This is a genomic window from Ferrimonas sp. YIN67 (assembly GCF_057219095.1).
The window spans coordinates 401,219-427,153 of sequence record NZ_JBXVVJ010000002.1; the positions used below are offsets into that span (position 1 = coordinate 401,219).

Here is a 25,935-nt window from a genome sequence, read left to right on the forward strand (position 1 = left end):
AAGGGTTTAAGATCAATCTTGCTGTTTGGCCGTCAAGGTCCAGTCCACCATATCCAAGGTGATGGCACCGGCTTCGTCCAGCAGATAGTCGGGCAACTCCATCTCATCCGCATCCGCCAACTCCTCGACGGCAGGCATCCCTTGCAGCTGGCGCCGCAGGTTCAGTCTCTCTAGCGCCCGATCATCGTCTTCCTGCTCCTCGGCACGGCGCTCAGCCAACACCAGGGAGACCCACTGACGATCCTTGTTCTCCCGGTAACGCTGGATGTCGTCTTTGAGCATGGAGAACTCCATCTCATCGCCGATCCGATTGTGATGACGCTGTTCCAACTGCGCCAACATCTTAGCGTCGATCCGGTTGAGAGTACCGTAACGGGCCCGTGGCACACTGTCCCACGGCAAGGCGTTCTTCTCCTGAGATTCGCCAAACTCACCGTCCACCACATAGCTAGGGAACTGGAGATCCGGCATCACCCCCTTAAGCTGGGTACTGCCACCATTGATCCGGTAGAACTTCGCAATGGTGTAGGTGACATTGCCCATAGGCTTGTCATACAGATCGTAGATCCGGCCTAGCTGCCGATGCTGCTGCACCGTGCCCTTGCCAAAGGTCTGCTCTCCCAGTACCAGAGCACGGCCATAATCCTGCATCGCAGCGGCGAAGATCTCGGAAGCAGACGCACTGTAGCGATCGACCAGCACAGTCAAGGGACCGTCGTAAGCCAACTTGCCATCGCTATCGCCGTTCACCGTGATGCGTCCACGCTGATCCCGGATCTGGACCACAGGACCCTGGCGGATAAACAGCCCGGACAGCAGGCTGGCCTCACTCAGGGCGCCCCCACCGTTACCGCGCAGATCAATGATGATCCCTTCAACACTTTCCGACTCGAGTTTCACCAACTCAGTCAGGACGTCCTGGCTGATGTTCATGTAAAAGCTCGGAATATTGATCACGCCCAGGCGGCGTGCCTGGCCATTACCCTGATCAATATCCAGCACCTCGGATTTTACCGCGCGGTCCTCGAGGCGCACCTTGTCACGGGTGATCTCTATGGTGCGGGCACGGGCATTATTACCGTCCTTGGCCGCCAAGATCTCCAGGGTCACCACAGTATCCTTGGGTCCCTTGATCAGCTCCACCACGTCGTCCAGGCGCCAACCGATCACATCGACGATCTCTTTACCGGACTGGCCCACACCGATAATGCGGTCATCCGGTTTGAGTTCGCCCTGACGATCAGCCGGGCCACCGGTCACCAAAGAACGGATCACCGTGTAGTCATCGTTCATCATCAGCACAGCTCCGATCCCCTCAAGAGAGAGGTTCATCTCCTGCTGAAAACGATCCGCGTTACGTGGCGAAAGATAACTGGTGTGAGGTTCAACCGTGTAGGCAAAGGCGTTCATCACCGACTGGAAGACATCTTCACTCTGAGTCTGAGTCAGACGTTTGATGGCGTTATTGTAACGCTTGGTCAGCATGGACTGGATCTCATCCCACTCCTTGCCGGTCATCGCCAGGTTCAACGCATCATACTTGACCCGTTGACGCCACAGCTCATCCAGCTCTGCCTCAGTTTTGGGCCAGGCGGCCTCTTCACGATCGAAGTAGTACTTGTCACCCTCCTGATCGAAGGTGATCTCCTCTTCCAGCAGGGACAGGGCGTACTGCAAACGTTCAAATCGCCGCTGCATCGACAGTACGAACAGGTCATAGGCCTGTTCGAGATCGCCCTTGTTGACCTGGACAACAAAGCGCTCGGAAAGTGAGTCAAACTTAGCCACATCGTCGGCCAACAGGATAGACCGGTTAAAGTCCAGCTGCTGCAGGTAGCGATCGAAGGCCTGCTGAGAGAAGGCCTGATCGAAACTGACTTGACGATAATGCGAGCGTGTGAACAGATCCGTGATCCGCTTGCTGGCGACTTTATGCTGTGACTCCTGTTGGAGTTTTGGCAGGTCGTCAAGCGTAAGCGCCGAAGTCTCTGCCATCACCGAGGTGCTCAGCAGCACACCGGCGATCAAGGCAGATAGGGTTCTCTTTATCATCTACTCGCAACTCCTTGTGACACAATCCGAGGCTTAAACGCGGATGTGGTCGACTTTAACCTTAACGGTCAGACCGGATTCCAGGCGAACCATCACATCGTCTTTGTTGATGTCAACGATCACGCCCTTGGCCGGGGTACGCCCCAGCTTGACCATAACGGTTTGATCAGCGCTGAGCTTATCTGATGAGACTTTCTCAAGGCGCGGCTGGTTCCGGGCTTGATCAACTTTTTGTTTGTTAAGCTTAGCGGGTTTCGCTTTCTCGGCACGTTCTGCACGGGCAGGACGACGTCGAGCCTGCTCTTTACCAGTCTTGGCCTCTTTGTTGCCCTCTTTAGCCTGACGCTGCGCCTTGGCGCGGTCCTGGCTCTCTTTCAGGGTTTTCTGGGCATGCTCAATATGTTCGGCATCCAGCTCACCACAGTCGTTGCCATCAAGATCAACCCGAACCGCCCCAGGCTTGGCGGCACGCAAGTAGCGCCAGCTGTTGGTGTAACGGCGAATGGCCTGGCGCAGTTGAGTCTTGCTGACCTTCTCGTCCCCTTCCAGGCGCTCTGCAAGCTCCTGGAACAGGCCGATCTTTAACGGTTTTGCGTCACCTTCCAGGGAAAAACAGGCGGGAAAACGCTCGGCCAGGTAGGCTAGAACTTCCTTAATGTCTTTCAACTTCTCGGTGGTTTCTGGGGTGGTGTTTTGTTCAGTGGTCATCAAACTCTTCCTGGCCCTGTTCGGGGTCAAAATGGATAAATAGTGCTTCGACGAAGGTTTCAATCATTTCGTCATCCAACTCAACGAGTTGAGGGTTGTATTGCCAATCAAGCCAAATCGACTCCAACATCTCCTCTAACAGGATGGTGTCGATATCGTCATCAGCCCTATCGTATACGGCATGGTACATACGATTGAGATTTTCTGCGGCGAGAACCTCCTCGCCTTCCCACTCACCGACTTCCGATGGTTCCATCAGGTAAGTGTGGATATCTACGTGTTCTTTCACGCCTGTTGCTCCAGTTGGCTCTGCAATACGTCAACGACGCCCCGCAGGCCGTTCAAGTCATCCTGGTCAAAGCGCGCCAGTACCGGACTGTCAATGTCCAATACCCCGATGATCTCGCCGTTCACTCGAATAGGCAACACCACTTCGGACTGGCTGGCCGCATCGCAGGCGATGTGGCCGGGGAAACTGTGTACATCGGTAACCAGCTGATCTTCGCCGGTTGCGACCGCCGTTCCACACACACCTTTACCAACGGGGATCCGCACACAGGCCACCTGACCCTGAAAAGGGCCAAGCACCAACTGCTCTTTACCTTCCATCAGGTAAAAGCCGGCCCAGTTAACCCGATCCAAGTTGTGGTAAATCAAGGCGGAGAGATTGGACAGATTGGCAACCAGATTCCGCTCGCCCTCCATCAGGCAACGAGCCTGTTCGGCCAGCACCCCATACTCTTTAAATTGTGCAGATGACATGGTGGAAACTTAGAATAATAATCAGCCTGACATTAACCCATTTCACTGTCTCAGAGTCAAGGTAAATGGGCCCTGGGAGGGGTTTGCTGGCGGCTTTCTGGCCAAAACGACCGAACGTATCAGCAGCAGTTCAGAAATGTTAGGATAAGCTACTGTTTAAAGGGACCAACTTTGAGAAGGGATCCGCTTGCCAAACCCATCCGTCCTGTGTCCGATCTGTGACGCCCAGATCCGAATGCGCGCCCTGCCCAGCGGCCTTCGGGCCCACTGCCCGCGCTGCAGCAGCAAGATCTACGATCAGCCTTTTTGTGATATCGCTGGCCTGACCGCGCTGACACTGACCGCTCTACTGATCTATTTCCCGGCCAACCTGATCCCCCTGCTCAATGTGGACCTTGTCGGAAACCTTCGCAACACCACAGTGTTACACGGTGCCATCACAGTGCTGGAGCAAGGCTACTGGCTGGTGGGGATCGCCGTGATCCTCACCGGGATCCTAGCGCCGCTCCTTCTGCTGGTGTCGATCCTCCTGCAGATCTACCTGCTGCGCAGCGGACGTTCCCCCGGACTGCTTCGACGTCTACTGCTGAACCACAAGATGCTCAACGAACTCAGCATGGTGGAGATCTACATGATCAGCCTGCTGGTCTCCATTTTTAAACTGACCGATATCGCTGATCTGACCTATGGCTGGGGCACGTTATGCTATACATTACTGTTTATCATAACGTTTTATGTTCAATACGAGTACAACTCGCAAGTGATGTGGCGACATTATGAGCAACGACACCCAAACTGATCTGTGCCTCTGTCGAGGCTGCGGACTGACAACAGCCATGGCGTCTCACTGCCCCCGTTGTCAAAGTCCCCTGCATCGGCGCCGACCTAACAGTCTGCAACACAGCTGGGCGCTTCTGATCACGGCGGCGATCCTGCTGTTTCCGGCCAATGCTCTGCCCATTACCCAACTGACCAACCAGGGCGTAACCAGCTATGACACCATCTATACCGGGATCCTGTCGCTGGTGGATAGTGACATGGCCTTTATCGCCATCATCGTCTTTATCGCCTCGGTGGCGGTACCCGCTGCCAAGGTGGTCGGCCTACTGTTGATCCTGACGACCATCAGCCTTCGCCTGCCCATGCCACATAAACGGCTCAGTGCCTATTACCACATCATCGAATTTATTGGCCGCTGGTCCATGCTGGATCTGTTTGTGATCTCCATCATGGCCAGCCTGATCAATATGGGGCAGTTGCTCCATGCCAAACCGGCCCCCGCCGCCACCTATTTCGCCCTGGTGATCATCTTCACCCAACTGTCAGCCAAAGCCCTCGATCCCCGTCTGCTTTGGGATCTGGAACACGCATCATGACCTCAGAACTTCACCATCCAAACGTTCATCGTAAAAAAAGCCTCTCTCCCATCTGGATCCTTCCAGTGCTGGCGTTCATTCTTGGGGCCTGGCTGCTCTACAGCTACATCCTGGAGCGAGGCACCAATATCGAGGTGACCTTCCCCAGTGCCAATGGCATCGAAGCGAACAAGACCCTGGTACGCTACCAGGGGATCGTGGTGGGCCAGGTCAGAGGGGTTAAACTGGCTTCCGATCAGAAGAGCGTCCTGGTCTCCATCAATATGCACCACAGCGTGGATAACCTGTTGCGCAAGGAAACCGTCTTCTGGGTGGTCACCCCAAAAGCTTCCCTGACCGGCTTCGAAGATCTCGATGCCCTGTTTTCCGGTAACTACATCGCCATGGCACCCGGCGAGGGTCCCAAGCGCAGCCACTTTACCGGAGTGATAGAGCCCCCGGTGACGGCCCGGGTGATGGATGGCCTGCCACTGCAGTTTATCGCTCCCAAACGGGGCTCCCTGAGCATCGGCAGCGGGATCTACTTTCATCAGGTCAAGGTGGGCGAGATCATCAACTTCCAGCTGGATAAAGACGCCCAGGAGGTGATCTTCGATGCCGAGATCGAGCCCCAGTATCGCAGCCTGATCCGGCACAACAGTCGTTTCTGGCATACCTCAGGTGCCAACGTGGAGGCCAGCCTCGAAGGCGTCAAGGTGGAGCTGGAAAGCCTGGCCAGTCTGCTCGCCGGCGGGATCACCTTCTCCTCTCCTGCCGACGGAGAGGTGGTTGACAATAATCGCCGTTTCACCCTGTACGACAGTAGCGACGACGCCGAGGCCAAGCTGATCATCACCCTGACTGCCGACAGTGCCAAGGGGCTTAGAGTGGGTAGCCCCATCCGCTACCGCGGGCTGGAGCTGGGCAAGCTGACCCAGATAGAGCTCCTCCCCGAAGGGGTCGAGTTCCAGGCCCAGATCGCTCCTCAGTATCAGCACCTGCTTCGTCAGGGCAGCCGTTTCAGCCAGGTCAGCGCGACGATCGGACTGTCCGGGGTTGAGGATCTCAATACCCTGGTATTCGGTGACTTTATCCGCCTTTCGCCGGGCCAAGGGGCCCCGCAAACCCAGTTTAAGCTCAGTCCGGAGCCGGCAAGAGGCGAAGGACGGGAGTTTCGCCTGCAACATGCCGAACTGGCGGGGATCAGCGCCGGAACGCCGGTGCGTTATCGTGGGGTCGCGGTTGGCGAAGTGCTGGGGTTCCAACTGACCGACGAGGGTGTTGAGAGCCGGATCTGGATCCAGGCACCCCATGATCAGCGGGTCACGACACAGAGCCGGTTCTGGCATCAGTCGGCGATCTCGGTCCAGGCCGATCTCGCCAAACTCTCGGTAAAAACCGGGCCGCTCACCGATCTGCTCAGCGGCGGGATCGCCTTCCTCGGTGGCCAAGGTAAAGCGGCTCCCGCTCAGCACACCTTTGATCTGGCCAACAGTCAGGAGGAAGCGACCCAGCGACCGCCGGTGCACATCACCCTTAAGACCGAAACCCTGGAGGGACTCAGCGCCGGTGCCGCCGTGCTGCACCGGGAGCTGGAAGTGGGTAAGGTAGAGTCGATCGATCTCACGGGTGATGAACTCATTGTTACCCTGGCTATCGAAGGGCGCTACCGTCACCTGCTTCATACCAATACACGGTTCTGGCATCACAGCGGCGTCAAGATCGACGGCTCCCTGGCCGGGATCTCGGTCCAAGCCAGCCCACTGACCACCCTGCTGCGAGGTGGCCTCAGCTTTGACCACCCCAAGGACCCAGGGCAGATGGGCATACCCAATGACCGCCAGATCCATCCGGATCGCCACGCGGCCCTGTTCGGTACCAGCCCACTCACCCTCTACCTCAGCAGTAAAGACAGCATCAGGGCGGGCGCCGAGATCCGCTATCGCGGTCATGCCATCGGCCAGATCGATTCGGTCACCCTGACTGACGACCTTGCCTATCAAAGGCTTGAAGCCCGACTGGATCCCCGCTGGGCCGAGCGTTTCCTGCTCCAGGACAGCCGCTTTTTCCTGATCGCCGCCCAGATCGGCCTCAACGGCGTGCGCAATGCCGAGACCCTGCTGCTGGGTAACCACATCGGCGCGCTGCCCGGCGATGATGCCACACCCGCGTCCGAGTTTCGCGTGGCCAGCGAGGCGCCCACCGCCCTGCCCTATGGCGATGGCCTGCGCCTGGTGCTGAACCAGCCAAGTCTGGGCTCCCTCTCCATCGGCAGCCCGGTTCTTTACCGCCAGATCAAGGTGGGCGAAGTGGTTCAGACCCATCTCGCGAACGATGGCGCCTCGGTGGATATCGAGATCCAGCTGCAAAACGAACACCAACACCTGGTCAACCGCAGCAGCCGCTTCTGGAACGCCTCAGGCCTGAACGTGGATGTGGGGATCTTCTCCGGTGCCCAGATCAACGCCGAGTCCCTGGAGACCATCCTTGCCGGCGGCATCGCCTTCGCCACTCAGGCGACCACAGACGAGAGCAACCTGTTGGAGGATGGCGAACGCCTGCCCCTTCAACCCAGGGTCGAGGCCGCCTGGCTGCAGTGGCAGCCCAAGTTCTAACCCCCAACCACAAACGGCCCTTCAAGGGCCGTTTTCTTCTCCTACAGGATCCAAATTATTTTCTCACAACGTATTAGGATCATGATCTCGGGGCTGATGACTCACCAACAGCAAAAGAGAAACATCAAATGGAAGCACTTGTCTTTACCCAGATCAGAACGGCACACTGAAGGTATCGCCACAAACAGGAAACAAATCATTAATAACAAATTATCCTGTATGCACTATTGTCGCGAAGACCCTTACCGGTTGTGCCCCAAATTGCGATTAGAGGTCGAAATCACCCGGAGTGGCATGACTCATGTATATAATTACTTTTGTTTTAAGAAATATTTCAAAAGTTGACGTTAGCAGTCATTCCTATTAACTGCCAATACTATCAAAGCTCCTAATGACTTCGGTCGTTTTATTTCCTTCCGTAATTTCATTTTTCTTTGATAAACTAACAATATCAGAGTGACCCGTGGAGACTTTGTTTCGTCCAGTCCTCTTTGACTGATAAAGCATATTGTCTACTGACTTTATAAATTCATCCAAGTCATCTAAATCATTTTTTAGTGTAGCAAGGCCAATAGACACAGTTAGTTTGATCGGAGGATGACCTTTGACGTAGATAGCAGTCTCCTCGACGGAACGCCTAATTCTTTCAGAGACCACATCTCCCGTTTCACTATCGGATTCCAACAAAAGAACAACAAACTCCTCTCCTCCCCAACGGCATAACATATCAATTTCACGAATATTTTTCAAAAGCAACTTGGATAACTTCACAAGAACTTTGTCGCCAATATCGTGTCCATATTCGTCATTGATTTTCTTGAAATAATCGATATCAAGCATGATGATTGATAACGGACGACCAGTACGTTGGGCTCGGGCCAGTTCATTTTCAGCCAACTCCTTGAAACGCCTTCGGTTTAACAAGCCTGTCAATGGATCCGTTTGAGACAGCCTAGCTAAAGGGGTAACGAAATTTCTAGCGGTATAAAGTGAAGTATAGAACACGCCAAAGATAGAGATCACGATAACAACCCACATGATATCCATGTAATCATTAAGCTGTGCTTGGTGTTTCTTCAATTCCCTTGCAGATCGTTTCTCGACACTATCGATGACAAGTTTAATTGGAAGCATAATATTGTGCTTTGCTTCTGCATACCTTTGACCATATAAAAGGTTTAACGCATTGCTACGCTTCTTATAGAATTCGATTGCTCCAATACTTTCCGTTGTTAGCTCATCAACAATCTCAAAGGCTTTTTCTTCAAGTAAAACCAGCGCATCTGAATTTCCCTGTGAAACACTTAAATGTCCCATCTCCGTATCAGTAAATTGTGCTGCTTTCATCAAGTTTTTTAAAGAAACGGGCTTGTCCTCATAATCATAAGTAAAAATATCATCACCATGTAGATTGAGATGCCAATAGATAGCATTATAATCCTTCGGTCTTGGCATCTCCCCATTTCTAATTTTCAATATATCGAAATACGTCCTTTTATATACCGGATCGCCAGTTGATACATATGATCTGGCCATACGCGTAAGGTCTTCTGAAGATTGAAATAACTCATGTACTAAATCAATCGAAAGATATCTGTTCACTTCACTTTGTTTGAGTTCACTTTGAACACCTATCATTTCATAGGTGAGTATCAACATAAACAACAAAATGACAGCTGCTAAAGCCTGTGCAATGTAACTAAACCGACTGAAGCCATTTAAACCAATAGACTTTGCTTTCTCGATATCCATATCTATCCAACCAGTCTAATATTTCCAACTAAATAACAAAGACTCCTCTACAACCATTACACCTTTACATACTTATTTTGTGATCGCATATAGTGACACTGTATATCTCAAAGGAGTACGCATATCTCATCATAATTAACGACTAAACGTTGGGCATAGACGACTGTTCCAACACCAGGTGGCTGTGTGAAAGCTATCATGCAACCCTTGTTACACTGATGTAACATCTTATGCTTTCACAATCGCACGATAGTCAACTACCCAAATATCACGCATTGTTTGTAAGGTTATCAACCAGTAACATAGTACAGGGCTACCCAGTCTGCCAGGACTGAATTTAGAGGTCCAAACTGAGTCATGTCAGCTTCCCCGAATCAGGCATAGAAATATAGAGCGCGCGATCGCCAAGGCTTAGTTTCCCACAGGCCGAGACCATTCCCGGTAACCTCCTTCGACAATCAACCTTTGTTGGATGCTCTGACATCGAATAACGCCAGAGCATCCCGCTCAGGAAGGCGCCCTGTGGTCAGACTAAAGAACACTCCCTCTGCCCCTAAGAAAACCCTGCTACCGGCCGTGGCACTTAACCGAAGAACCAGTAGGCCACGGCGATGGCGGCCAGGATCCCGGCCAGATCGGCGGCCAGGCCACAGGGGATGGCATGGCGGGTCCGGCGGATCCCCACCGCACCAAAGTAGACGGCCAGCACATAGAAGGTGGTTTCCGTGGAGCCCTGGAACACCGAGGCCAGGCGGCCTGCAAAGGAGTCCGCCCCTTCGCTGGACAAGGTTTCCAGCATCATGGCCCGAGCCCCGCTGCCGCTGAAGGGTTTCATCATGGCCGTGGGCAGGGCTTCGACAAAACGAGTGTCCCAGCCCAGAGACTCCACCAGATAGCGGATCCCCGCCAATGCGCCATCCAACACGCCGGAAGCGCGCAGGCTACCGATGGCCAGCAACATGGCCACCAGATAGGGGATCAAGCGCACCGTGGTGTGCAGGCCGGCCTTGGCGCCCTCGACAAACTCATCAAACAGCGCCACCCGGCGCCAGGCACCGGCGATCAATATCGTCATGATCAGGGCAAACAGGGCAAAGTTGCTCCACAGGGTGGAGAACGCCTGTAACTGGCTGCTGGTGTAGGCCGCCAGGTTGGCGATCAGCGCAGTGAGTAGAGCCAGCCCACCGCCAAACCACAGGAGCAGAACCCTGTCCCACAGGCGGATCCGCTGCACCAGACAAGTGATCAGCAATCCGGTCAGGGTCGAGGCAGTGGTCGCCAGCAGGATGGGGATAAACACATCGGCGGGATGGGCGGCCCCCTGCTGGGCCCGGTAGAGCAGTACGGCGATGGGAAACAGGGTCACCGAGGAGGTGTTGAGCACCAGAAACAGGATCTGGGCGTTGGAGGCCTGCTCCGGTTTGGGGTTGAGCGCCTGCATCTGCTCCATCGCCCGGATCCCCATGGGGGTGGCGGCGTTATCCAGCCCCAGGGCGTTAGCCGACAGGTTCATGGTCACCGAGCCCAGGGCCTGATGGCCCCGGGGGATCTCCGGCATCAGGCGGGCAAACAGCGGCGTTAACCCTCGGGCCAGGGCGTCGATCAGGCCGCAACGCTCACCTATCTGCATCAGGCCCATCCACATCGCCATCACACCGGCCAGGCCGATCCCGATCTCCACGGCTAGGGTCGCCATGGCAAAGAGTTGCTCCACCCAGCGGGCAAAGACGCCCGGATCGCCCATGCCCCACTGGGCCAGGCAGCCGATGGCCGAGATGATAAAAAATGCGGCCCAAACCCGGTTTAACACGGCAATGCTCCCTGCGTGAACCCAAACCCATGTGCTATAGTTGCGGCCGCTTTTTTCCTTCAGGAACCGAACCATGGTCCAGTTTCCCCAGGCTTTTCTCGACAGCATTAAGGCCATCTTACCTGCCCATCTGAGCCTTGACGACTTTGTTTCCATCAGTCGCCAGCCGCTGAGAAAATCGATCCGGGTCAACACCCTGAAGATCGGTGTCGAACCCTTTGCTGCGCGCATGGCGCAACAGGGCTGGAAACTGGATCCCATCCCCTGGTGTGACACCGGCTTCTGGCTGGAACGGGATCAGGATGAGCATCAGCTGGGCAACACCCCCGAACACCTGGCGGGCCTGTTTTACATCCAGGAAGCCTCCTCCATGATGCCGCCCTCTGCCCTCTTCTCCCTGATCCAGGACCCCGAGATGGTGCTGGATGTCGCTTCCGCACCAGGCTCCAAGACCAGCCAGATGGCCGCGTTGATGAACAACCAGGGGGTGCTGCTGGCTAACGAGTACTCCTCCAGTCGACTCAAGAGCCTGTCAGCCAATATGCAGCGTCTGGGCGTGCGCAACGTTTCCCTGACCCACTATGATGGCAAGGTGTTTGGCCCGACTCTGCCGGAACAGTTCGACGCCATCCTGCTGGACGCGCCCTGCTCCGGCGAAGGAACGGTGCGCAAAGATCCGGGGGCCATGGACAACTGGAGTCCGGAGGCGATCGCGCAGATCGCCGCGGTGCAAAAGACCCTGATCCAGTCCGCCTTTGTCGCCCTAAAGCCCGGCGGTACCCTGGTCTACTCCACCTGTACCCTGCTCAGCGAAGAGAACCAGGCGGTATGCCAGCACTTGCAATCCCTCTATCCGGATCAGGTCGAGTTTCTTTCCCTGGGCAAGCTGTTTCCCGGGGCCGAGAAGGCCCTGACCGAAGAAGGCTTCCTGCACATCTGGCCACAGATCTACGACTCCGAGGGATTCTTCGTCGCGGCGATCCGTAAAACCGGCTCTGTTGAGGCGGAGTATGCCCCGCCCCGACTGAAGAACTTCCCCTTTTCCCCGGCCAGGAATAAAGAGGTGCAGGCCCTCGCCGATCATCTGGCCACCCTCGGCCTGTCGCTGCCGACAGCGGGACAAGTGATGCAGAGGGATAAGGAGTTATGGTGGTTCCCCGAGGCACTGGAACAATTAGTCGGCAAGATCCGAATGAATCGCCTCGGCATAAAGCTGGCCGAGAGCCACAAGCATGGCTTCAAGACCCAGCATGAAGCGGTGATGGCCCTGCCGTTTGACGCCAAACACGGCGTCACGCTCTCCCGGGATCAGGCCCGTGAATTCCTCATGGGCAGAGACGTTAAGCGGGAAGAAACGGGCCGCAAAGGGGAAGTGATCGTCACCCTGGATGGACACCCCCTGGGCCTGGCCAAATGGGTCGGCAGCAAACTGAAAAATGCCCTGCCTAGAGAGTTGGTGCGGGACAAGATCAGTCCAGCCTGACGCAGATTGGAGGCCCACCGGGGAAAATACGGCAAAAAGTGCGCCATTATGGGTTTTCTTGACTATGCTTCGTGTTTGTTACCGGACAGCAGCCGGCAACCATGACACTTCCCCTAAGCCTGTGACACCGGAATCGTTGCGGGCTTTTTTTTCGCCCTGATCTCAGAGACAAAGGCCCGCGCCAAATGGCGCGGGCCTTTGTGCTTCCGTCGGCACAGCGAGCGCTAAGCTTTCGCGTGCGTTGGCGATGCCGTCGGTTCAGGCCAGCTTAAACAGACGTTGAAAGTTGTCACCGGTGATCCGCACCAGCTCATCAAAGCGCACCTGTTTCAGATCGGCAACAAACTGCGCCACTTCATGAACATAGGCGGGCTGATTGGTTTTGCCCCGATAGGGTACCGGCGCCAGGTAAGGCGCATCTGTCTCAACCAGAAGGCGGTCAAGAGGCAGCTTACGCACCACCTCTCGCAGCGCCTCGGCGTTGCGGAAGGTCACGATCCCCGAGATGGATATGTGCATCCCCAGATCCAGCGCCGCCTTGGCCATCTCCCAGTTTTCGGTAAAGCAGTGGAGCACCCCGTGCTCAGCGCCGCAATCACGCAAAACACCGATGGTGTCCTCTCGGGCATCCCGAGTATGGATGATCACCGGCTTATCCAGCACCTTGGAAAGCGCGATATGATCGGCAAACGCCTGTTGCTGCAATGCCACCGTATCTTTGCTGTAGTAGTAATCCAGCCCGGTTTCTCCCAGCGCCACTACCTTGCTGTCCCGCGCCTGCTCCGCCAGCCAGGCCTGATCATAGCCATCCTGCACATCCAGTGGATGGATCCCACAGGAGATCACGACATCGTCAAAGGGGGCGACCAGATCTCGCATCCTAGGATAGCCGGCCTGGCTAACCGATACGCACAGCATCTTCTTCACGCCTCGATCTCGGGCCTGCTGCAGTAAGGGTTCTAGCTGTTGGGGATCATCACCCTCGACCAGACGATCGAGGTGGCAGTGGGAGTCAATTAACACGCTTATATTCCGCTAAGGTTGGATCAGCGGCACAGGGTAAACCCAAATTGGGCTGGGATCTAGCTTCGCCGTTTGGCTCACATGGTGGAGGTCATCTGTTCGCCACGGGTCTCGCCGCTCAGCAGTTTCTCGATGCGGACCTTATGGGGGTTATCCGCTACACCAAAACTCAAGCCTACCCCAGGTGGGCGGCCCCCGCTTGAGCCCAGGGGATTACACCAAACCACAACACCTTCGAAGGGATACCAGTTTTCACTGCCCGGCAGGCTGTAGCGCGCCGCCAACCGTTCACCCAGGGCGTACTCCCGGCTGGTGACGAAAAACAGGCCCCCATGCTGGATAAAAGGCATGTAGGCCCGGTATAACTGGGTCGTTGTATCAAATTGCGCTTCGAGTACCTGCATAGTCGTCCCTGTCACTGCAGCTTAAGGCTGAGTCTTAAGGGGAGCCCCCCCATAGAGTCTGTCATGAAGTTGGCTGATCAGACGCTGAAAGATCGCACCCTGATTAATGCCGGCCTGACGTTCAAACCACTGGATCTGCTCCATCAGTTCAGGCAGTACGGGGTAGATCACCGCACTGACCGCCGTTTTACTGCGCGATCGCCACATTAACTCAAAATACAGCACTTTCAACAACAAGGCACTTTTTTCCGCAGGTACCTTGGCGAACTCAGGCAAAAGGAGGCCCCGGCGGATGCTTTCGCGCCAAGCACCTCGCCATTGTCGGATCTGCGCCACCTCCCCTTCGTCCAACCCGTTCTTAAGATTTAAGGGGCCCCCTAGCAGACGTTGCCAATAGGGCCAGTCATCCAGCTCGGACGCCTGCTCTCCCAGATAGGCTTTCAACTGCGCCTGGCTCGCATTCGCGACGGCGATCCTCTGGCATCGACTGGCGATAGTGGCCAGCAGACTTTGGGGCGAATGGCTGATCAGGATCAGGTAGACCCCGGGCATTGGCTCCTCAAGGGTCTTCAGCAGGGCATTGGCGGCCGCCGGGTTCATCCGTTCAGCCTGATGGATCAACACCACCCGAGCCCCGCCCTGATGCGCGGTCCCAGTGAGGACATCACTCAGGGCACGCACCGCGTCGACCTTGATCTGCTGGCCATCCGGTCTCAGTACCAGTTTATCGGGGTGGTGCTCGCTGGCCAACAACAGGCAACTCTTACAGACACCACAATGATCCCCGGTTTGACACAGCAACTGGGCAGCCATGCTGTCGCCCAGGGACTCCAGACCCAGGCCCTCCCCACCATGCAGCAGCAGGGCATGGCCAAGGCGGCCGGCCCTGCGACTGTTTTGCCATTGCGACCAGGCCGGAGCCAGCCAAGGCAGCATTGACGTCACAGTGCCGACTCCAATGCACGGCGGATCGCCCCATGCACCTCATCCATAGGCTGTGAAGCGTCGATGGTCATGATGGTAGGATCCGCGTCGGCCGCCTGACGGTAACAGGCTCGGGCTCGCTGGAAAAAGTCCAGCTGCTCCAGCTCAATCCGATCCAGCTCACCCCGGGCACGAGCCCGGGCCAGACCGATGGCCGGATCGATGTCCAGGTACAGGGTCAGGGTCGGCTTAAACTGCCCCAAAGTAATGGACGACAGGGCCGAGACCTGCTCGGCGAGACCCCGACCTCCCCCTTGGTAGGCCTGGGAACTCAGATCATGACGATCCCCCAGCACGATGGCCCCACGATCCAGAGCGGGCTTGATCACGGTTTCCACCAATTGGGCACGACAGGCATAGACCATCAACAACTCGGTCATCGGTGCCATCGCCTCTTCCCGCGGGGCTTTCCAGATGGCGCGGATCTCTTCGGCCAGAGGCGTGCCTCCCGGCTCACGAGTGTTGACGATCTCACGCCCGGGAAAGCGCGCTTCAAGGATCTGGTTGACCAGGGCCACGGCGCTGCTCTTACCGGCACCCTCCAACCCTTCAATCACAATAAACATGCCGTTGCTCATTATTTCCGATTTCTGATGTAGCGGTTTACCGCGTTATTGTGTTCGCGCAGTGTCCGTGAAAACTGGTGAGTACCATCGCCTTTAGAGACAAAGTAGAGATAGTCACTGTCTGCCGGTGCAGCCGCCGCCTCAAGGGATGCCAACGACGGGTTGGCGATGGGCGTCGGTGTTAAGCCGTGATTGCGATAGGTGTTGTAGGGCGTCCAGGTATCCAGGTGTTTACGGGTGATCCGCCCCTGGTAGTCCTCCGCCCCGTAAATCACGGTCGGATCGGTCTGCAATCGCATGCGCTGATTTAAACGATTGACGAACACGGCGCTGACCAGATCCCGCTCATGGGGGGCTCCAGTCTCCTTTTCGACGATGGAGGCGAGGATCAACAGCTCATAGGCATTTTTCAGCGGTAATGATTTATCCCTTTGTGCCCAAACCCGATCCAGCTCGCTGGCCATACGCCGGTAAGCGCGCAATACCAGCTCCTGATCTTCGGTGCCATTGGTAAAGGCATAGGTATCGGGAAACAGCCAGCCCTCCGGGTTGTCCTGCTCTACACCGATCAACGCACCCAATTCAGCGACGTTAGCCAAGGTCGTGGTGATCCTGGGATGCGCCTGGATCTGCGCCAACCACTGTGCCACCGTCCCCCCTTCCACCAGGGTGATCTGAAACTGGAGCTCGTCACCGGAAACCAGGTAACTCAACGCCTCTCGTAAACTCATCCCAGGTGCCAGCTCATAGGTACCTGCCTTGATGGCGGTGAGCTCGGGCTCCAGTTTTAGCCCGAGCCGGGCCCAGAAAGCAGATTCGATGATCCCATCTCGCTGCCATTGACGCACCAGCCGAACCGCCGACTGACCCGCCCCAAGTGAGAGCTCTTGAGCCTGCTCAAGCGCAAGCGGCGCAGCCAAGGTTTGTTGGACCTGATAATACCCGTAACCTACCGTTGCCAGCACAGAGCTGACTCCCAGGCTTCCTGCCCATACCAATCCCTTTAACCAGCCATTCAACGCCAATTTCAAAGCTTCAATGCTCCCGCAGTTAAAATATTCTCTGTAATGGATCCCACCCCGACTCGATGATGCTCCAACTGCCTGATCGGGATCAGCCCCATCAGACAGTTGGTCACAAAGGCTTCATCACATCGCCTCAGATCGGCCCGGGTTACCGGCCGGATCCGCACCGGGATCCCCCAGCCTGGCGCTTGCTGCAACAGATGTTGTCGCATCACACCGGCGACACCGGCGACACTCAGAGGGGGGGTAACCAGTTTTCCGTCAATGACCAAAAACAGGTTTGCGGCGATGGTTTCAACCACCTCGCCTTGTTGATCTAATACGACCAGATCGTCCAGTTGACGTCGCCTCGCTTCCTGTTTGAGCAAAACCTGTTCAGTCCGACCCAGGGTTTTTAACCCGGCCAATGCTCCCCCGTAAGCCAACCGCTGCTCAGCGATCCCGACCACCAGGCCCGATCGCTGCATCGCCGGATAGGCGTCAGGAAAGGGGCTGAGGGTGAGGATCCGCCGGGGACGTGCCCCGACTGTGCCTTCATAGCCACGCCCCGCGCTGCCACGCGTCAGGGTCAGGCGCAAACAGGCCAGAGGAATATCGGTGCAAGCCTGGGCGATCTCCTGTTCAAGTTCAGCCCAGTCCGGCTGCCCCATCGCCAGGCGCTCACAGGCGTGCTCCAGACGCTCTCGATGCAGTGGCCACAAGGCGACGCTGCCGTCCACCACCCGCATGGTGGTGAAATGCCCATCCGCCAGCAACAGGCCACGATCGTTCGCAGCTATGACATCGGTCAAGACGCCGTCAACCCAAGTGGTCATCAGCTATCTTGACTGATCCGGCTGGCGACGGCACCGGTTTGATCCCGGTATTTCGCATCGGCCCGTTTACTGTAGGGCTTGGCACAATCCTGACTGAGCAGTTCGAAATTCAATGCACCTATGGGCATGCCAGGCCGCAGGGCCAGAGGCAGTTTGCCGGAATTAAAGAACTCCAGCACGATGTTACCGGACCAGCCCGGATCGATTCGATGGGCCGTGACGTGCACCATCAACCCCAGCCGAGCCAGGGAGGAGCGGCCATCCAGCCAGCCCACCACGTTGGCCGGCAGGGTGACCGATTCATGGGTGATCCCCAAGGCCAGTTCGCCTGGATGGAGAAAAAAGGCCTGATCATCATCAATCAGGATCTCGTCACTCATGACGGTTTCCAACGCCACCTGCACCTGCTCCCGTGGCCCGGACAGATCGATAAAGGGCGCGGTGTGATCCTGAAACACCCGGAACTTCTTGCCCAGGCTAACATCCACACTCACTCCACTGATCTTGTCACTCCCTGGCCGGGGCACCATCACTATCTCTCCGCGGTCCAGGTACTGTTCAATCTCAATATCGGTCAGGCGCATCTTTCTTCCTTGGTTATTGTTATTGTTGATTTGAATGGTCAATTATTCGGCGTCTAGCAACTGGCAGATCTTCGCCTTAAGAATGTCGATGGCGATACGATTCTTTCCACCGCGGGGCACAATGATGTCCGCGTGCTGTTTTGACGGATCGATAAATTGCAAAAACATGGGTCGGACCGTGCTCTGGTATTGGTCGATGACCGACTCCATGGAGCGTCCCCGCTCCTCGACATCCCGAGTTAGGCGACGAATAAAGCAGATATCCAAAGGCGTATCCATAAAAATGGAGGCGTGCATCTGCTCCCGTAGTGCCGGATCGGTCAGCAGCAGGATCCCCTCAAGGATGATCACCTTCTTGGGCGTCACACTTGTTGTCTCTTTCATGCGAGTGTGCTCGACATAGCTGTAGGTCGGCACCAGCACTTCATACCCGGCTTTGAGCTGTTTCAGGTGTTCACACAGCAGGGTGTGATCCAGAGCGTTGGGGTGATCGTAATTCGTCTTGACCCGCTCCTCCATGGTCAGGTGAGACTGATCCTTGTAATACGCATCCTCATTGATCACCTCGATCTGATCCGTGCCCAGATCGGCACGCAACTCCTCAAAGATGGTTCTGGCAATCAAGCTTTTGCCTGAGGCGGATGCACCGGCGATGCCGATGATGACGCATTGTTGCTGTGTGTTCATACGGGATCTCAACACAAAGTGGGCAAACAGTGGGGGCAAGCCCCCTATTCCATGGAGATCTCAATCGCCAGGGATTGAGGCTCCGACCGCCGGATCAGGGCCGCAGCGGTCGTACGCGCAATGGCACGATAGGCGTCGGCGATCTCACCATCCGGTTCGGCCACGACGCTGGGAGAACCAGAGTCCAGGTGCTCGCGCACAGAGACATTGAGCGGCAACTCTCCCAAAAGCGGCACATTGTAACGTTTCGCCGTGGCCAGTCCACCACCGCTGCCAAACGGATGTTCCTTGCTCCCGCATTGGCCACACAGGTGATAGCTCATATTCTCGACTATCCCAAGTACCGGGATGTTGACCTTGTTGAACATGGTGATCCCCTTACGGGCATCGGCCGTGGCGATCTCCTGAGGGGTGGTAACGACAACCGCACCGCTCACCGGGATCTTCTGAGACAGGGTTAACTGAATATCCCCGGTACCCGGTGGCATGTCGATCACCAGATAATCCAGTTCGGGCCAGCGGGTCTCATTCACCAGTTGCACCAGGGCACCTGCGGCCATCGGCCCTCGCCAAACGGCGGCATTATCTTCGGTCACCATAAAGCCCATGGACATGGCCGCTACGCCATGGACAAAAGCGGGCTCCATGGTTTTCCCATCACTGCTACTGGGCCGAAAATCACTGCAGCCCAGCATGATGGGCACCGATGGGCCATAAATATCCGCATCCAGCACCCCCACTCGAGCACCTTCGGCCGCCAGGGCCAGCGCCAGGTTAACCGCCGTCGTTGACTTGCCCACGCCCCCTTTGCCTGAGCCGACCACCAGGACATTACTGACATTAGGGATCGCGGCGACCGAACCGGCCTGGATCTCAGGCACCGCCAGGCCGATCTCACACTCCACCTCATCGATCCCCGGCACCTGCGCCAGGGCCTGGGTCAGGGACATCACCCTGTCCCGGTACTGGCTCTGACAGGGGTATGGGTAAACCAGTCCGATCTGAAGACAGGCGCCATCCAGACCCAACGTCCGGACGATGCCGGCGTCGAGCAGATTTTGCTCCAACTCGGGATCGACCAATTGGGCCAAGGTATCCAGCACCTGGCTGGAAAGCGGCTCGGACAGCGCATTACGGATCGCATTATTGCTCTGGCTCACAAATCGACTCCCTTTCAGATAATTAGCCCAAGTGTACCAGAAGCCAGCCAAGATCCGATGACCAAAGGGCTGGCGGCCAAGTACAAAACCTGACGACTGGCGGTAAAGCAAGCGGGTAAACCCCAGATGGATGAAAAACCCCCTGCTATCCGTTAGAATTGCGGATTACCTCGCGGGCCGAATATTCAGGCTCGTTCACCGTTTACAAGTAAGTATCGAGATACGATGGCAACCGAAAGCAGAAAAATTTTGGTGACCAGTGCGTTGCCCTACGCCAATGGTCCCATTCACCTGGGTCACATGCTGGAATACATCCAGACTGACATCTGGGTACGCTTCCAGAAACTCCGTGGCAACGCCTGTACCTATGTGTGCGCCGATGATACCCACGGCACCCCGATCATGCTCAAGGCCCAACAGCTTGGCATGACCCCGGAAGCCATGATCGCCCAGGTTGCTACCGAGCATAAAGCCGACTTTTCCGACTTTATGGTGGACTTCGACAACTACCACTCCACCCACTCCGATGAAAACCGTCAGTGGGCCGGTGAGGTATACACCCGCCTGAAAGACAGTGGCTACATCACCACCAAAGTGATCGAGCAGTTGTACGATCCGGAAAAAGGGATGTTCCTGCCTGACCGCTTCGTCAAAGGCACCTGCCCCAAGTGTAAGACCGACGATCAGTACGGTGACAACTGCGAAAGCTGCGGGACGACCTACAGCCCGACCGAACTGCTCAACCCGAAATCCGTCGTTTCCGGTGCGACCCCGGTATTGAAGGAGTCCGAGCACTTCTTCTTCGATCTGCCTCAGTTCGAGTCCAGCCTGCAAAGCTGGATCACCTCCGGCTCCCTGCAGCAGGAAGTGGCCAACAAGATGAAAGAGTGGATCGAAGGGGGCCTGCGCCAGTGGGATATCTCCCGTGATGCGCCCTACTTTGGCTTTGAGATCCCAGGCACCGACGGCAAAAAGTTTTTCTACGTCTGGCTGGACGCCCCCATTGGCTACATGGGCGCCTTCCAGCACCTGTGTAACCAGCGTGACGACCTCGACTTCAACGACTACTGGGGCAAGGATTCCGACGCCGAGCTGTACCACTTCATCGGCAAGGACATCATCTACTTCCATAGCCTGTTCTGGCCAGCCATGCTGGAAGGCGCGCAGCTGCGTAAGCCGACCAATGTGTTCGCTCACGGTTATGTCACCGTCAACGGAGAAAAGATGTCCAAGTCCCGCGGCACCTTCATCAAGGCCCGCACCTACCTGGACAACCTGCATCCTGAGTACCTGCGTTACTACTACGCCGCCAAGCTCAACGACAAGATCGTCGACATCGATCTGAACCTGGAAGACTTCGCCCTGCGGGTGAACTCCGACATGGTCGGCAAGCTGGTCAACATCGCCTCCCGTACCGCCGGCTTCATCACCAAGCGCTTCGACGGCAAACTGGCCCAAGGGATCGACAGCCCTGAGTTGCTGGCAGAGTTCCAGGAAGCCAAAGACGCCATCGCTGGCTTCTACGAAGGTCGTGAATACGGCAAAGCGATCCGTGAGATCATGGCCCTGGCCGATAAAGCCAACGCCTACATCGCCGAGATGGCTCCCTGGTCCCTGGCCAAACAGGAAGGGATGGAGCAAAAGACCCACGAAGTCTGCTCCATGGGCATTCACCTGTTCAAGATCCTGATCACCTACCTCAAGCCGGTACTGCCTGAGATGTCTGCCAATGTCGAGCAGTTCCTCAACACTGAGCTGACTTGGGACAGCATCGATGATGTACTGGTCGGAGCCGAGATCAACAAGTTCAAGGCGCTGATCCAGCGTATTGAACCGGCCAAAATCGAAGCGATCGTCGAGCAAACCAAGGCGGAAGTGGCTGCCGAGAAAGCCAAAGCCGCCCCCGCCATCGAGCTGGAGCACAACGACGAGCTGGAGAAGGATCCCATCGCCGAGACCATCAGCTTCGATGAGTTCGCCAAGGTCGATCTGCGTGTCGTGCGCATCGCCAAGGCCGAGCACGTCGACGGCGCCAAGAAGTTGCTGCAGTTGACCCTGGATCTGGGCGGCGAGACCCGCAACGTCTTTGCCGGGATCAAGTCCGCCTACCAGCCGGAAGATCTGGAAGGGAAACTGACGGTGATGGTGGCCAACCTGGCCCCACGCAAGATGAAATTTGGCATGAGTGAAGGCATGGTTCTGGCCGCTGGCCCAGGCGGTGAGGAGATCCATATCCTCAACCCAGATGAGGGCGCCAAGCCAGGCCAACGCATCATGTAAGGCCAGCAAAAATAGGAAAACCGGAGTCCATGGGCTCCGGTTTTTTGTTGGCTATCCCCTGTGCTTGAGATCTCCTCAAGCGGTTAGCTCCCCCACCCCTCTTGTCGGATCGAGCGCCAACATATCCTCATCGTCCCACCACTCACGACAAGAGTGTCATTCCGGTTTCCATCAGCATGGCTTCTTCCCCGCAAGGGGCGGCCAGCCAGGCTCCACTACCCTGCGCAGCACCAAGCTACACCTCTGTGTATGCTTGTTGTTGTCGATGCAGGCACCGATCCCGCCAACGGCAATAACGGCGAAGGGATCACCCGTACAATCGCAACCAGGCGCTCACCCGAAGCAAGGCGACAGAACCTACACTGGCGGCCGCAATGATAGGTAGACAGCTTTGTCTGGCCATTATGACGGCCGCTCCTAGTCACAACCTCCCGGGCCTCAGCACTGGTATGAGCTATCGCTAAGTGCGAAAATGGCGATCCCCCTTTGCCAAGTTGAACCGTGATGGAACACCTACAAAAATTTTTACAGCAGCTGCAACAGCAGCCGGATAGCATTGAATTTGAGCAGACAATGGCCGTGATCGAGCAGCATTATCACTATCAGCCTGCTGCCTTTCGCAACGGCTCTGCCGACAATCCCCCGGGCACCAATGTCGGCTCGGCCAAGATCCTCGCCTTTGGTCTCTTGCATGATCTGCCGCCCAGCCTACTCTTGGCCTGTTTCGGCCGCTACTACCGGGAGGACGTCTTGCAATACCCGCACGGCGAAGACCATCAGAACATTCGCAACTTTATGCAGACGGGATGGCAAGGTGTCTGTTTCTCAAACCCGGCTCTGGTAGCCAAATAGCGCTGCGTCCAGGGTGCTGGCATGTCCGGGGCTGCCCCGGGCCTGCTTGTTAACACCAACCGGCACACGATCCACTCACTCAAAGTGTGCTGACTTGACTCAAGATCCAGCGGCTTGATCGATCCGGTTTGCCGGCGGGATCCCGGCGAAAATACTGCATTTGAGCCAGTCACTCACGTGTCGGGTCAGCGCTGAGTTCCCGACCAACTTGAGTTTGCCAATCTCCTGAGCTTGGCGATAGCTGAGCTCTCCCATCCACAACTCGATCATTGTCCGCAGATCCACGGTAAAGTAGACATCGACATCCTTACCCGGATCATGGATACAGATCTCAACCTCATCGCCGCTGATCACCAGCCACCAGTCTCGAAATGCCTGTACATCGGTAAACTGGAAGCGGACCACCGTTTGGCGACCAACCAACTTGGCCGGTTGAATACTGCGTTGCAGGTACAGCATGAGTAGCTCCAGATCCAGGTCCTCATCGCCCAGCTTACCTCTTGCCCAGCGCATTCCCCAGGTCCCCAGTTGCTCCATGACGGGCATCAACTCTTTACAGCTCTCGGTGGGAAAGTACTCACAGCCTTTTTGCCCAGGGATCTGTTTCTTCAGCAGCAGGCCGTGTTCCTCCAGGCTATGAAGGCGTTTGGAGAGCAAGGTTGGTGAGATCAGCCCCAAGCCCCTCTGAAACTCGTTGAATCGCGTCGATCCCATCAGCAGATCCCTTACCAACAGAAGCGTCCATTTTTCCCCAAGGATCTCCATCGCCTTAGCAATGGGGCAAAACTGACCATAGCTCATTGTGTCACCCTCCTGACTGCGCAAGGCAATCCGGCACCAATCCATAAAGTGTAGTGAGTGACTCCATTATCTGTAGTGGGTTACTCCATAAGATGAAGCAGTCAAAGTCACGGGAGTGGACCATGCTCTAGCTGTGTACGAACCACCTTGAAACCAGGAGTTCCCATGAGCCGCTGCGAACCCTTTATGCTCAATACACGAGATCTGCGTCGGGCACTGGGTCAATTTGCTACCGGGGTCGCTATCGTTACCTGTCAAGGAAAGCAGGGGCCGGTTGGCATGACCATTAACAGCTTCGCCTCAGTATCCATGTCACCACCATTGATCAGCTGGTGCATAAGCCTCAGTGCCAACAGCTATCAAGATTTTGTCAATGCCCGGGATTTTACCGTGACCGTTTTGTCCGCCAAGCAGTTGACCCTGGCTAAACGCTTTGCCACGCCGGGAGCCGACAAGTTTGCCGGACTCTTCCAACAGGTCAATCGTGAGGACGGGCGGATCCCCGGAGGCTGTGCCGCCTTCCATTGCCAAACCCATCGCCAAATCCCCCTTGGCGACCACCTGATGCTGATTGGCCTGGTAAGACACTTTGTCCAGGAGCAGGCGACACCACTTGTGTTCGCTTCAGGCAAGCTACAGCCCTGGCCCATCGCTGATCAGAAATTCGTGGCCGCCTGAGGCGGCCCTTCTCGAGGACCTTCTTATGACTACCGCCATTTCCCTGAGTCAATGTCTCGAAGAGATCGCACCAACCTTGAGCCAAATAGGCCGCCAATGTGATGAAAAAGATCAATTCGCCGACCAAAACTACCACCTGCTCAAAGAGAATCACTTTTTCTCCGCCATGGTCCCCAGACCATATGGTGGGGCGGGGATCGGCTTTGCCGAGATGTGCCGATTGCTCACCCAATTGGCGAGCTATCACCCCTCTACGGCACTCAGCTGTTCTATGCATCAACACATTATCGCCACCAATCGCTATAACGACTGCCATGAGAAACCCGGTCGTGCCTTGCTGGAGAAGGTCGCCACTAACGAACAGGTACTGGTTAGTACAGGAGCCGGAGACTGGCTGGCTTCCTGTGGCGAGATGAGCAAAGTCCAAGGCGGATTCTTGCTTACAGGCTTCAAGCACTTTGCCAGTGGCTCCCCAGGCGGCGATATCCTGGTTACGTCCGCCCCCTACGAGGATCCGGATGAGGGCTGGCAGGTCCTGCATTTTCCCCTTTCCATGCAAGCAGATAGAGTAACGGTACTCAATAACTGGAAGGCTATGGGAATGCGAGGGACGGGCTCCAACAGCGTCAGGCTAGAGGAGGTCTTCGTTCCCGATGAGGCAATCGTAATGAGACGCCCGCGAGGGGATTATCATGCACTGTGGAGCGTGGTACTACCGGTAGCCTTGAGTCTGATCATGTCTGTCTACCTGGGTGTAGCCCAAACAGCGGCTGTACGAGCCCGTGAACGTTGCAGGGATAAGCTGGATCCGGCAACGCCTTACCTGATGGGTGAGATGGAGAATTCCCTGACCCAGGCACAGATCTGTGTCGACAGCATGATCGCCCTTGTAGACGAGTTTGATTATCGTGCCGATCTGGCCACTGCGGATGCCATCCTCAAGCGCAAGACGCTCGCCGCGAATGCCTGTAAGGCGACGGTCGAAAAAGCCCTGGAGTGCTGTGGGGGACCTGGGTTCCTGAGGGATGCCGGGATCGAATCCCTGTTGCGCGACGTCTGTGCCGCCGCTTACCACCCGCTGCAGGAAAAGCGACAATTGCTGTTTAGCGGCTACATCGCTATGGGCAAAGAGCCCCCGAGTCAGGCGTTCTAACGCCGCCATTCGGGAGGGGGCATCGGATCCTCAAAGGCACTGGGTTTCAAAGAGCAGTAACCTTACCCGGTCCCTCCTGAGCAAGCGACGACCAGGAAACAAAACCGGAGCCATCGCTCCGGTTCCATCTTTGACTCCACTCAGTCGTTAGGGGCTTACCTGTTCGATCAATACTGAACCAACATGTTCGACGCTCAATCGCTTCTCAGCCAAGTGTTGCATTGACCAAAAGCCAGCCACGGCAGCCAGCAACAGTACCATCCATAGTGTATTTTTCATTGTTATCGCCTTTCTCACTCACTTACCGCCCGGGCTCCCAAGCGAAAACACAGCAGGCCCTTCGCCTGCTATTTGGACTCTTGCGACCAACTCATCCACAAACTGAA

The 25,935-nt window shown here is 56.2% G+C and carries 25 protein-coding genes; 8 read left to right on the top strand and 17 right to left on the bottom strand.

Going from position 1 to position 25,935, the window contains the following annotated elements; genetic code table 11:
• Positions 1-12: 12 nt before the first annotated feature.
• The 4 genes from prc to AC2D8U_RS05435 are packed head-to-tail and all read right to left on the bottom strand — an operon-like array spanning position 13 to position 3,522.
• Positions 13-2,052, bottom strand: a complete 2,040-nt coding sequence (gene prc / locus AC2D8U_RS05420; protein ID WP_484618036.1) for a carboxy terminal-processing peptidase — start codon at positions 2,050-2,052, stop codon at positions 13-15.
• 33 nt (positions 2,053-2,085) lie between these two features.
• Positions 2,086-2,760, bottom strand: coding sequence for an RNA chaperone ProQ (proQ, locus tag AC2D8U_RS05425; protein ID WP_484618037.1), 675 nt, complete (start codon positions 2,758-2,760; stop codon positions 2,086-2,088).
• A complete protein-coding gene (locus AC2D8U_RS05430) occupies positions 2,750-3,049 on the bottom strand; it encodes a hypothetical protein (RefSeq protein WP_484618038.1) in 300 nt (99 codons plus the stop codon). Before AC2D8U_RS05430 ends, proQ begins: the two co-directional genes overlap by 11 nt.
• On the bottom strand, positions 3,046-3,522 hold the full coding sequence (locus tag AC2D8U_RS05435; protein WP_484618039.1) for a GAF domain-containing protein: 477 nt from the start codon (positions 3,520-3,522) through the stop codon (positions 3,046-3,048). Before AC2D8U_RS05435 ends, AC2D8U_RS05430 begins: the two co-directional genes overlap by 4 nt.
• A 187-nt stretch (positions 3,523-3,709) precedes the next feature.
• On the opposite strand from AC2D8U_RS05435, the gene AC2D8U_RS05440 reads away from it, so the two are divergent.
• Genes AC2D8U_RS05440 through AC2D8U_RS05450 form a run of 3 tightly spaced genes read left to right on the top strand, consistent with a single transcriptional unit; the run spans position 3,710 to position 7,492 of the window.
• Entirely contained in the window at positions 3,710-4,321 is a 612-nt protein-coding gene (locus AC2D8U_RS05440; RefSeq protein WP_484618040.1) for a paraquat-inducible protein A, read from the top strand.
• Positions 4,299-4,898, top strand: coding sequence for a paraquat-inducible protein A (locus AC2D8U_RS05445; protein ID WP_484618041.1), 600 nt, complete (start codon positions 4,299-4,301; stop codon positions 4,896-4,898). The genes AC2D8U_RS05440 and AC2D8U_RS05445 overlap by 23 nt, the downstream gene beginning before the upstream one ends.
• Positions 4,895-7,492: an MlaD family protein gene (locus tag AC2D8U_RS05450; RefSeq protein WP_484618042.1), complete on the top strand. Its 2,598-nt coding sequence runs from the start codon at positions 4,895-4,897 to the stop codon at positions 7,490-7,492. The genes AC2D8U_RS05445 and AC2D8U_RS05450 overlap by 4 nt, the downstream gene beginning before the upstream one ends.
• Before the next feature lie 363 nt (positions 7,493-7,855).
• Here the strand turns inward: AC2D8U_RS05450 and AC2D8U_RS05455 are convergent, their stop codons facing one another.
• Both AC2D8U_RS05455 and AC2D8U_RS05460 read right to left on the bottom strand, forming a co-directional pair.
• Positions 7,856-9,244, bottom strand: coding sequence for a GGDEF domain-containing protein (locus AC2D8U_RS05455; RefSeq protein WP_484618043.1), 1,389 nt, complete (start codon positions 9,242-9,244; stop codon positions 7,856-7,858).
• 583 nt (positions 9,245-9,827) lie between these two features.
• Complete coding sequence (locus AC2D8U_RS05460) at positions 9,828-11,054, bottom strand: nucleoside recognition domain-containing protein (RefSeq protein WP_484618044.1); 1,227 nt, start codon at positions 11,052-11,054, stop codon at positions 9,828-9,830.
• Positions 11,055-11,127: 73 nt separating this feature from the next.
• Between AC2D8U_RS05460 and rsmF the strand changes: the two genes are divergently transcribed.
• The gene (gene rsmF / locus AC2D8U_RS05465; RefSeq protein WP_484618045.1) at positions 11,128-12,537 is read left to right on the top strand and encodes a 16S rRNA (cytosine(1407)-C(5))-methyltransferase RsmF; all 1,410 of its coding nucleotides are present in this window, start codon (positions 11,128-11,130) and stop codon (positions 12,535-12,537) included.
• Positions 12,538-12,795: 258 nt separating this feature from the next.
• Here rsmF and AC2D8U_RS05470 read toward each other — a convergent pair whose 3' ends face one another.
• The 9 genes from AC2D8U_RS05470 to apbC form a co-directional block, all read right to left on the bottom strand.
• On the bottom strand, positions 12,796-13,560 hold the full coding sequence (locus tag AC2D8U_RS05470) for a TatD family hydrolase (protein WP_484618046.1): 765 nt from the start codon (positions 13,558-13,560) through the stop codon (positions 12,796-12,798).
• 77 nt (positions 13,561-13,637) lie between these two features.
• Positions 13,638-13,964 (bottom strand): PilZ domain-containing protein, encoded by a 327-nt coding sequence (locus tag AC2D8U_RS05475; RefSeq protein ID WP_484618047.1) that lies wholly within the window; start codon positions 13,962-13,964, stop codon positions 13,638-13,640.
• 21 nt (positions 13,965-13,985) lie between these two features.
• Positions 13,986-14,900: a DNA polymerase III subunit delta' gene (gene holB / locus AC2D8U_RS05480; protein WP_484618386.1), complete on the bottom strand. Its 915-nt coding sequence runs from the start codon at positions 14,898-14,900 to the stop codon at positions 13,986-13,988.
• 5 nt (positions 14,901-14,905) lie between these two features.
• Positions 14,906-15,514: a dTMP kinase gene (gene tmk, locus AC2D8U_RS05485; protein ID WP_484618048.1), complete on the bottom strand. Its 609-nt coding sequence runs from the start codon at positions 15,512-15,514 to the stop codon at positions 14,906-14,908.
• 11 nt (positions 15,515-15,525) lie between these two features.
• Positions 15,526-16,479 carry an endolytic transglycosylase MltG gene (gene mltG, locus AC2D8U_RS05490; protein ID WP_484618049.1) on the bottom strand — a complete coding sequence of 318 codons (954 nt, stop codon included), beginning with the start codon at positions 16,477-16,479 and terminating at the stop codon, positions 15,526-15,528.
• Between the two features lie 62 nt (positions 16,480-16,541).
• Complete coding sequence (gene pabC / locus AC2D8U_RS05495; RefSeq protein WP_484618050.1) at positions 16,542-17,354, bottom strand: aminodeoxychorismate lyase; 813 nt, start codon at positions 17,352-17,354, stop codon at positions 16,542-16,544.
• On the bottom strand, positions 17,354-17,938 hold the full coding sequence (gene dcd, locus AC2D8U_RS05500) for a dCTP deaminase (RefSeq protein ID WP_484618051.1): 585 nt from the start codon (positions 17,936-17,938) through the stop codon (positions 17,354-17,356). The genes pabC and dcd overlap by 1 nt, the downstream gene beginning before the upstream one ends.
• 42 nt (positions 17,939-17,980) lie before the next feature.
• Positions 17,981-18,625 (bottom strand): uridine kinase, encoded by a 645-nt coding sequence (gene udk, locus AC2D8U_RS05505; protein ID WP_484618052.1) that lies wholly within the window; start codon positions 18,623-18,625, stop codon positions 17,981-17,983.
• Between the two features lie 44 nt (positions 18,626-18,669).
• Positions 18,670-19,785 (bottom strand): iron-sulfur cluster carrier protein ApbC, encoded by a 1,116-nt coding sequence (apbC, locus tag AC2D8U_RS05510; RefSeq protein ID WP_484618053.1) that lies wholly within the window; start codon positions 19,783-19,785, stop codon positions 18,670-18,672.
• 225 nt (positions 19,786-20,010) lie between these two features.
• Between apbC and metG the strand changes: the two genes are divergently transcribed.
• Both metG and AC2D8U_RS05520 read left to right on the top strand, forming a co-directional pair.
• Entirely contained in the window at positions 20,011-22,065 is a 2,055-nt protein-coding gene (gene metG, locus AC2D8U_RS05515; protein WP_484618054.1) for a methionine--tRNA ligase, read from the top strand.
• Between the two features lie 504 nt (positions 22,066-22,569).
• The gene (locus tag AC2D8U_RS05520; RefSeq protein WP_484618055.1) at positions 22,570-22,917 is read left to right on the top strand and encodes a HopJ type III effector protein; all 348 of its coding nucleotides are present in this window, start codon (positions 22,570-22,572) and stop codon (positions 22,915-22,917) included.
• A 99-nt stretch (positions 22,918-23,016) separates the two neighbouring features.
• Here AC2D8U_RS05520 and AC2D8U_RS05525 read toward each other — a convergent pair whose 3' ends face one another.
• Positions 23,017-23,718 (bottom strand): winged helix-turn-helix transcriptional regulator, encoded by a 702-nt coding sequence (locus tag AC2D8U_RS05525; protein ID WP_484618056.1) that lies wholly within the window; start codon positions 23,716-23,718, stop codon positions 23,017-23,019.
• A 165-nt stretch (positions 23,719-23,883) separates the two neighbouring features.
• Here AC2D8U_RS05525 and AC2D8U_RS05530 point away from each other — a divergent pair, with 165 nt between their 5' ends.
• Entirely contained in the window at positions 23,884-24,396 is a 513-nt protein-coding gene (locus tag AC2D8U_RS05530) for a flavin reductase family protein (protein WP_484618057.1), read from the top strand.
• A gap of 25 nt (positions 24,397-24,421) precedes the next feature.
• On the top strand, positions 24,422-25,549 hold the full coding sequence (locus AC2D8U_RS05535; RefSeq protein WP_484618058.1) for an acyl-CoA dehydrogenase family protein: 1,128 nt from the start codon (positions 24,422-24,424) through the stop codon (positions 25,547-25,549).
• Positions 25,550-25,696: 147 nt separating this feature from the next.
• On the opposite strand, the gene AC2D8U_RS05540 is transcribed toward AC2D8U_RS05535, so the two are convergent.
• Positions 25,697-25,828, bottom strand: a complete 132-nt coding sequence (locus tag AC2D8U_RS05540; RefSeq protein ID WP_484618059.1) for a hypothetical protein — start codon at positions 25,826-25,828, stop codon at positions 25,697-25,699.
• Between the last annotated feature and the right edge of the window lie 107 nt (positions 25,829-25,935).

What these genes read in the sequence shown, in the direction of transcription:
- prc (WP_484618036.1), bottom strand. Translation starts at nt 2,052, where the DNA reads ATGATAAAGAGAACCCTATCTGCCTTGATCGCCGGTGTGCTGCTGAGC.
- proQ (WP_484618037.1), bottom strand. Translation starts at nt 2,760, where the DNA reads ATGACCACTGAACAAAACACCACCCCAGAAACCACCGAGAAGTTGAAA.
- AC2D8U_RS05435 (WP_484618039.1), bottom strand. Translation starts at nt 3,522, where the DNA reads ATGTCATCTGCACAATTTAAAGAGTATGGGGTGCTGGCCGAACAGGCT.
- AC2D8U_RS05445 (WP_484618041.1), top strand. Translation starts at nt 4,299, where the DNA reads ATGAGCAACGACACCCAAACTGATCTGTGCCTCTGTCGAGGCTGCGGA.
- AC2D8U_RS05450 (WP_484618042.1), top strand. Translation starts at nt 4,895, where the DNA reads ATGACCTCAGAACTTCACCATCCAAACGTTCATCGTAAAAAAAGCCTC.
- AC2D8U_RS05455 (WP_484618043.1), bottom strand. Translation starts at nt 9,244, where the DNA reads ATGGATATCGAGAAAGCAAAGTCTATTGGTTTAAATGGCTTCAGTCGG.
- rsmF (WP_484618045.1), top strand. Translation starts at nt 11,128, where the DNA reads ATGGTCCAGTTTCCCCAGGCTTTTCTCGACAGCATTAAGGCCATCTTA.
- AC2D8U_RS05475 (WP_484618047.1), bottom strand. Translation starts at nt 13,964, where the DNA reads ATGCAGGTACTCGAAGCGCAATTTGATACAACGACCCAGTTATACCGG.
- holB (WP_484618386.1), bottom strand. Translation starts at nt 14,900, where the DNA reads ATGCTGCCTTGGCTGGCTCCGGCCTGGTCGCAATGGCAAAACAGTCGC.
- tmk (WP_484618048.1), bottom strand. Translation starts at nt 15,514, where the DNA reads ATGTTTATTGTGATTGAAGGGTTGGAGGGTGCCGGTAAGAGCAGCGCC.
- pabC (WP_484618050.1), bottom strand. Translation starts at nt 17,354, where the DNA reads ATGACCACTTGGGTTGACGGCGTCTTGACCGATGTCATAGCTGCGAAC.
- dcd (WP_484618051.1), bottom strand. Translation starts at nt 17,938, where the DNA reads ATGCGCCTGACCGATATTGAGATTGAACAGTACCTGGACCGCGGAGAG.
- udk (WP_484618052.1), bottom strand. Translation starts at nt 18,625, where the DNA reads ATGAACACACAGCAACAATGCGTCATCATCGGCATCGCCGGTGCATCC.
- metG (WP_484618054.1), top strand. Translation starts at nt 20,011, where the DNA reads ATGGCAACCGAAAGCAGAAAAATTTTGGTGACCAGTGCGTTGCCCTAC.
- AC2D8U_RS05520 (WP_484618055.1), top strand. Translation starts at nt 22,570, where the DNA reads ATGGAACACCTACAAAAATTTTTACAGCAGCTGCAACAGCAGCCGGAT.
- AC2D8U_RS05525 (WP_484618056.1), bottom strand. Translation starts at nt 23,718, where the DNA reads ATGAGCTATGGTCAGTTTTGCCCCATTGCTAAGGCGATGGAGATCCTT.
- AC2D8U_RS05530 (WP_484618057.1), top strand. Translation starts at nt 23,884, where the DNA reads ATGAGCCGCTGCGAACCCTTTATGCTCAATACACGAGATCTGCGTCGG.
- AC2D8U_RS05535 (WP_484618058.1), top strand. Translation starts at nt 24,422, where the DNA reads ATGACTACCGCCATTTCCCTGAGTCAATGTCTCGAAGAGATCGCACCA.
- AC2D8U_RS05540 (WP_484618059.1), bottom strand. Translation starts at nt 25,828, where the DNA reads ATGAAAAATACACTATGGATGGTACTGTTGCTGGCTGCCGTGGCTGGC.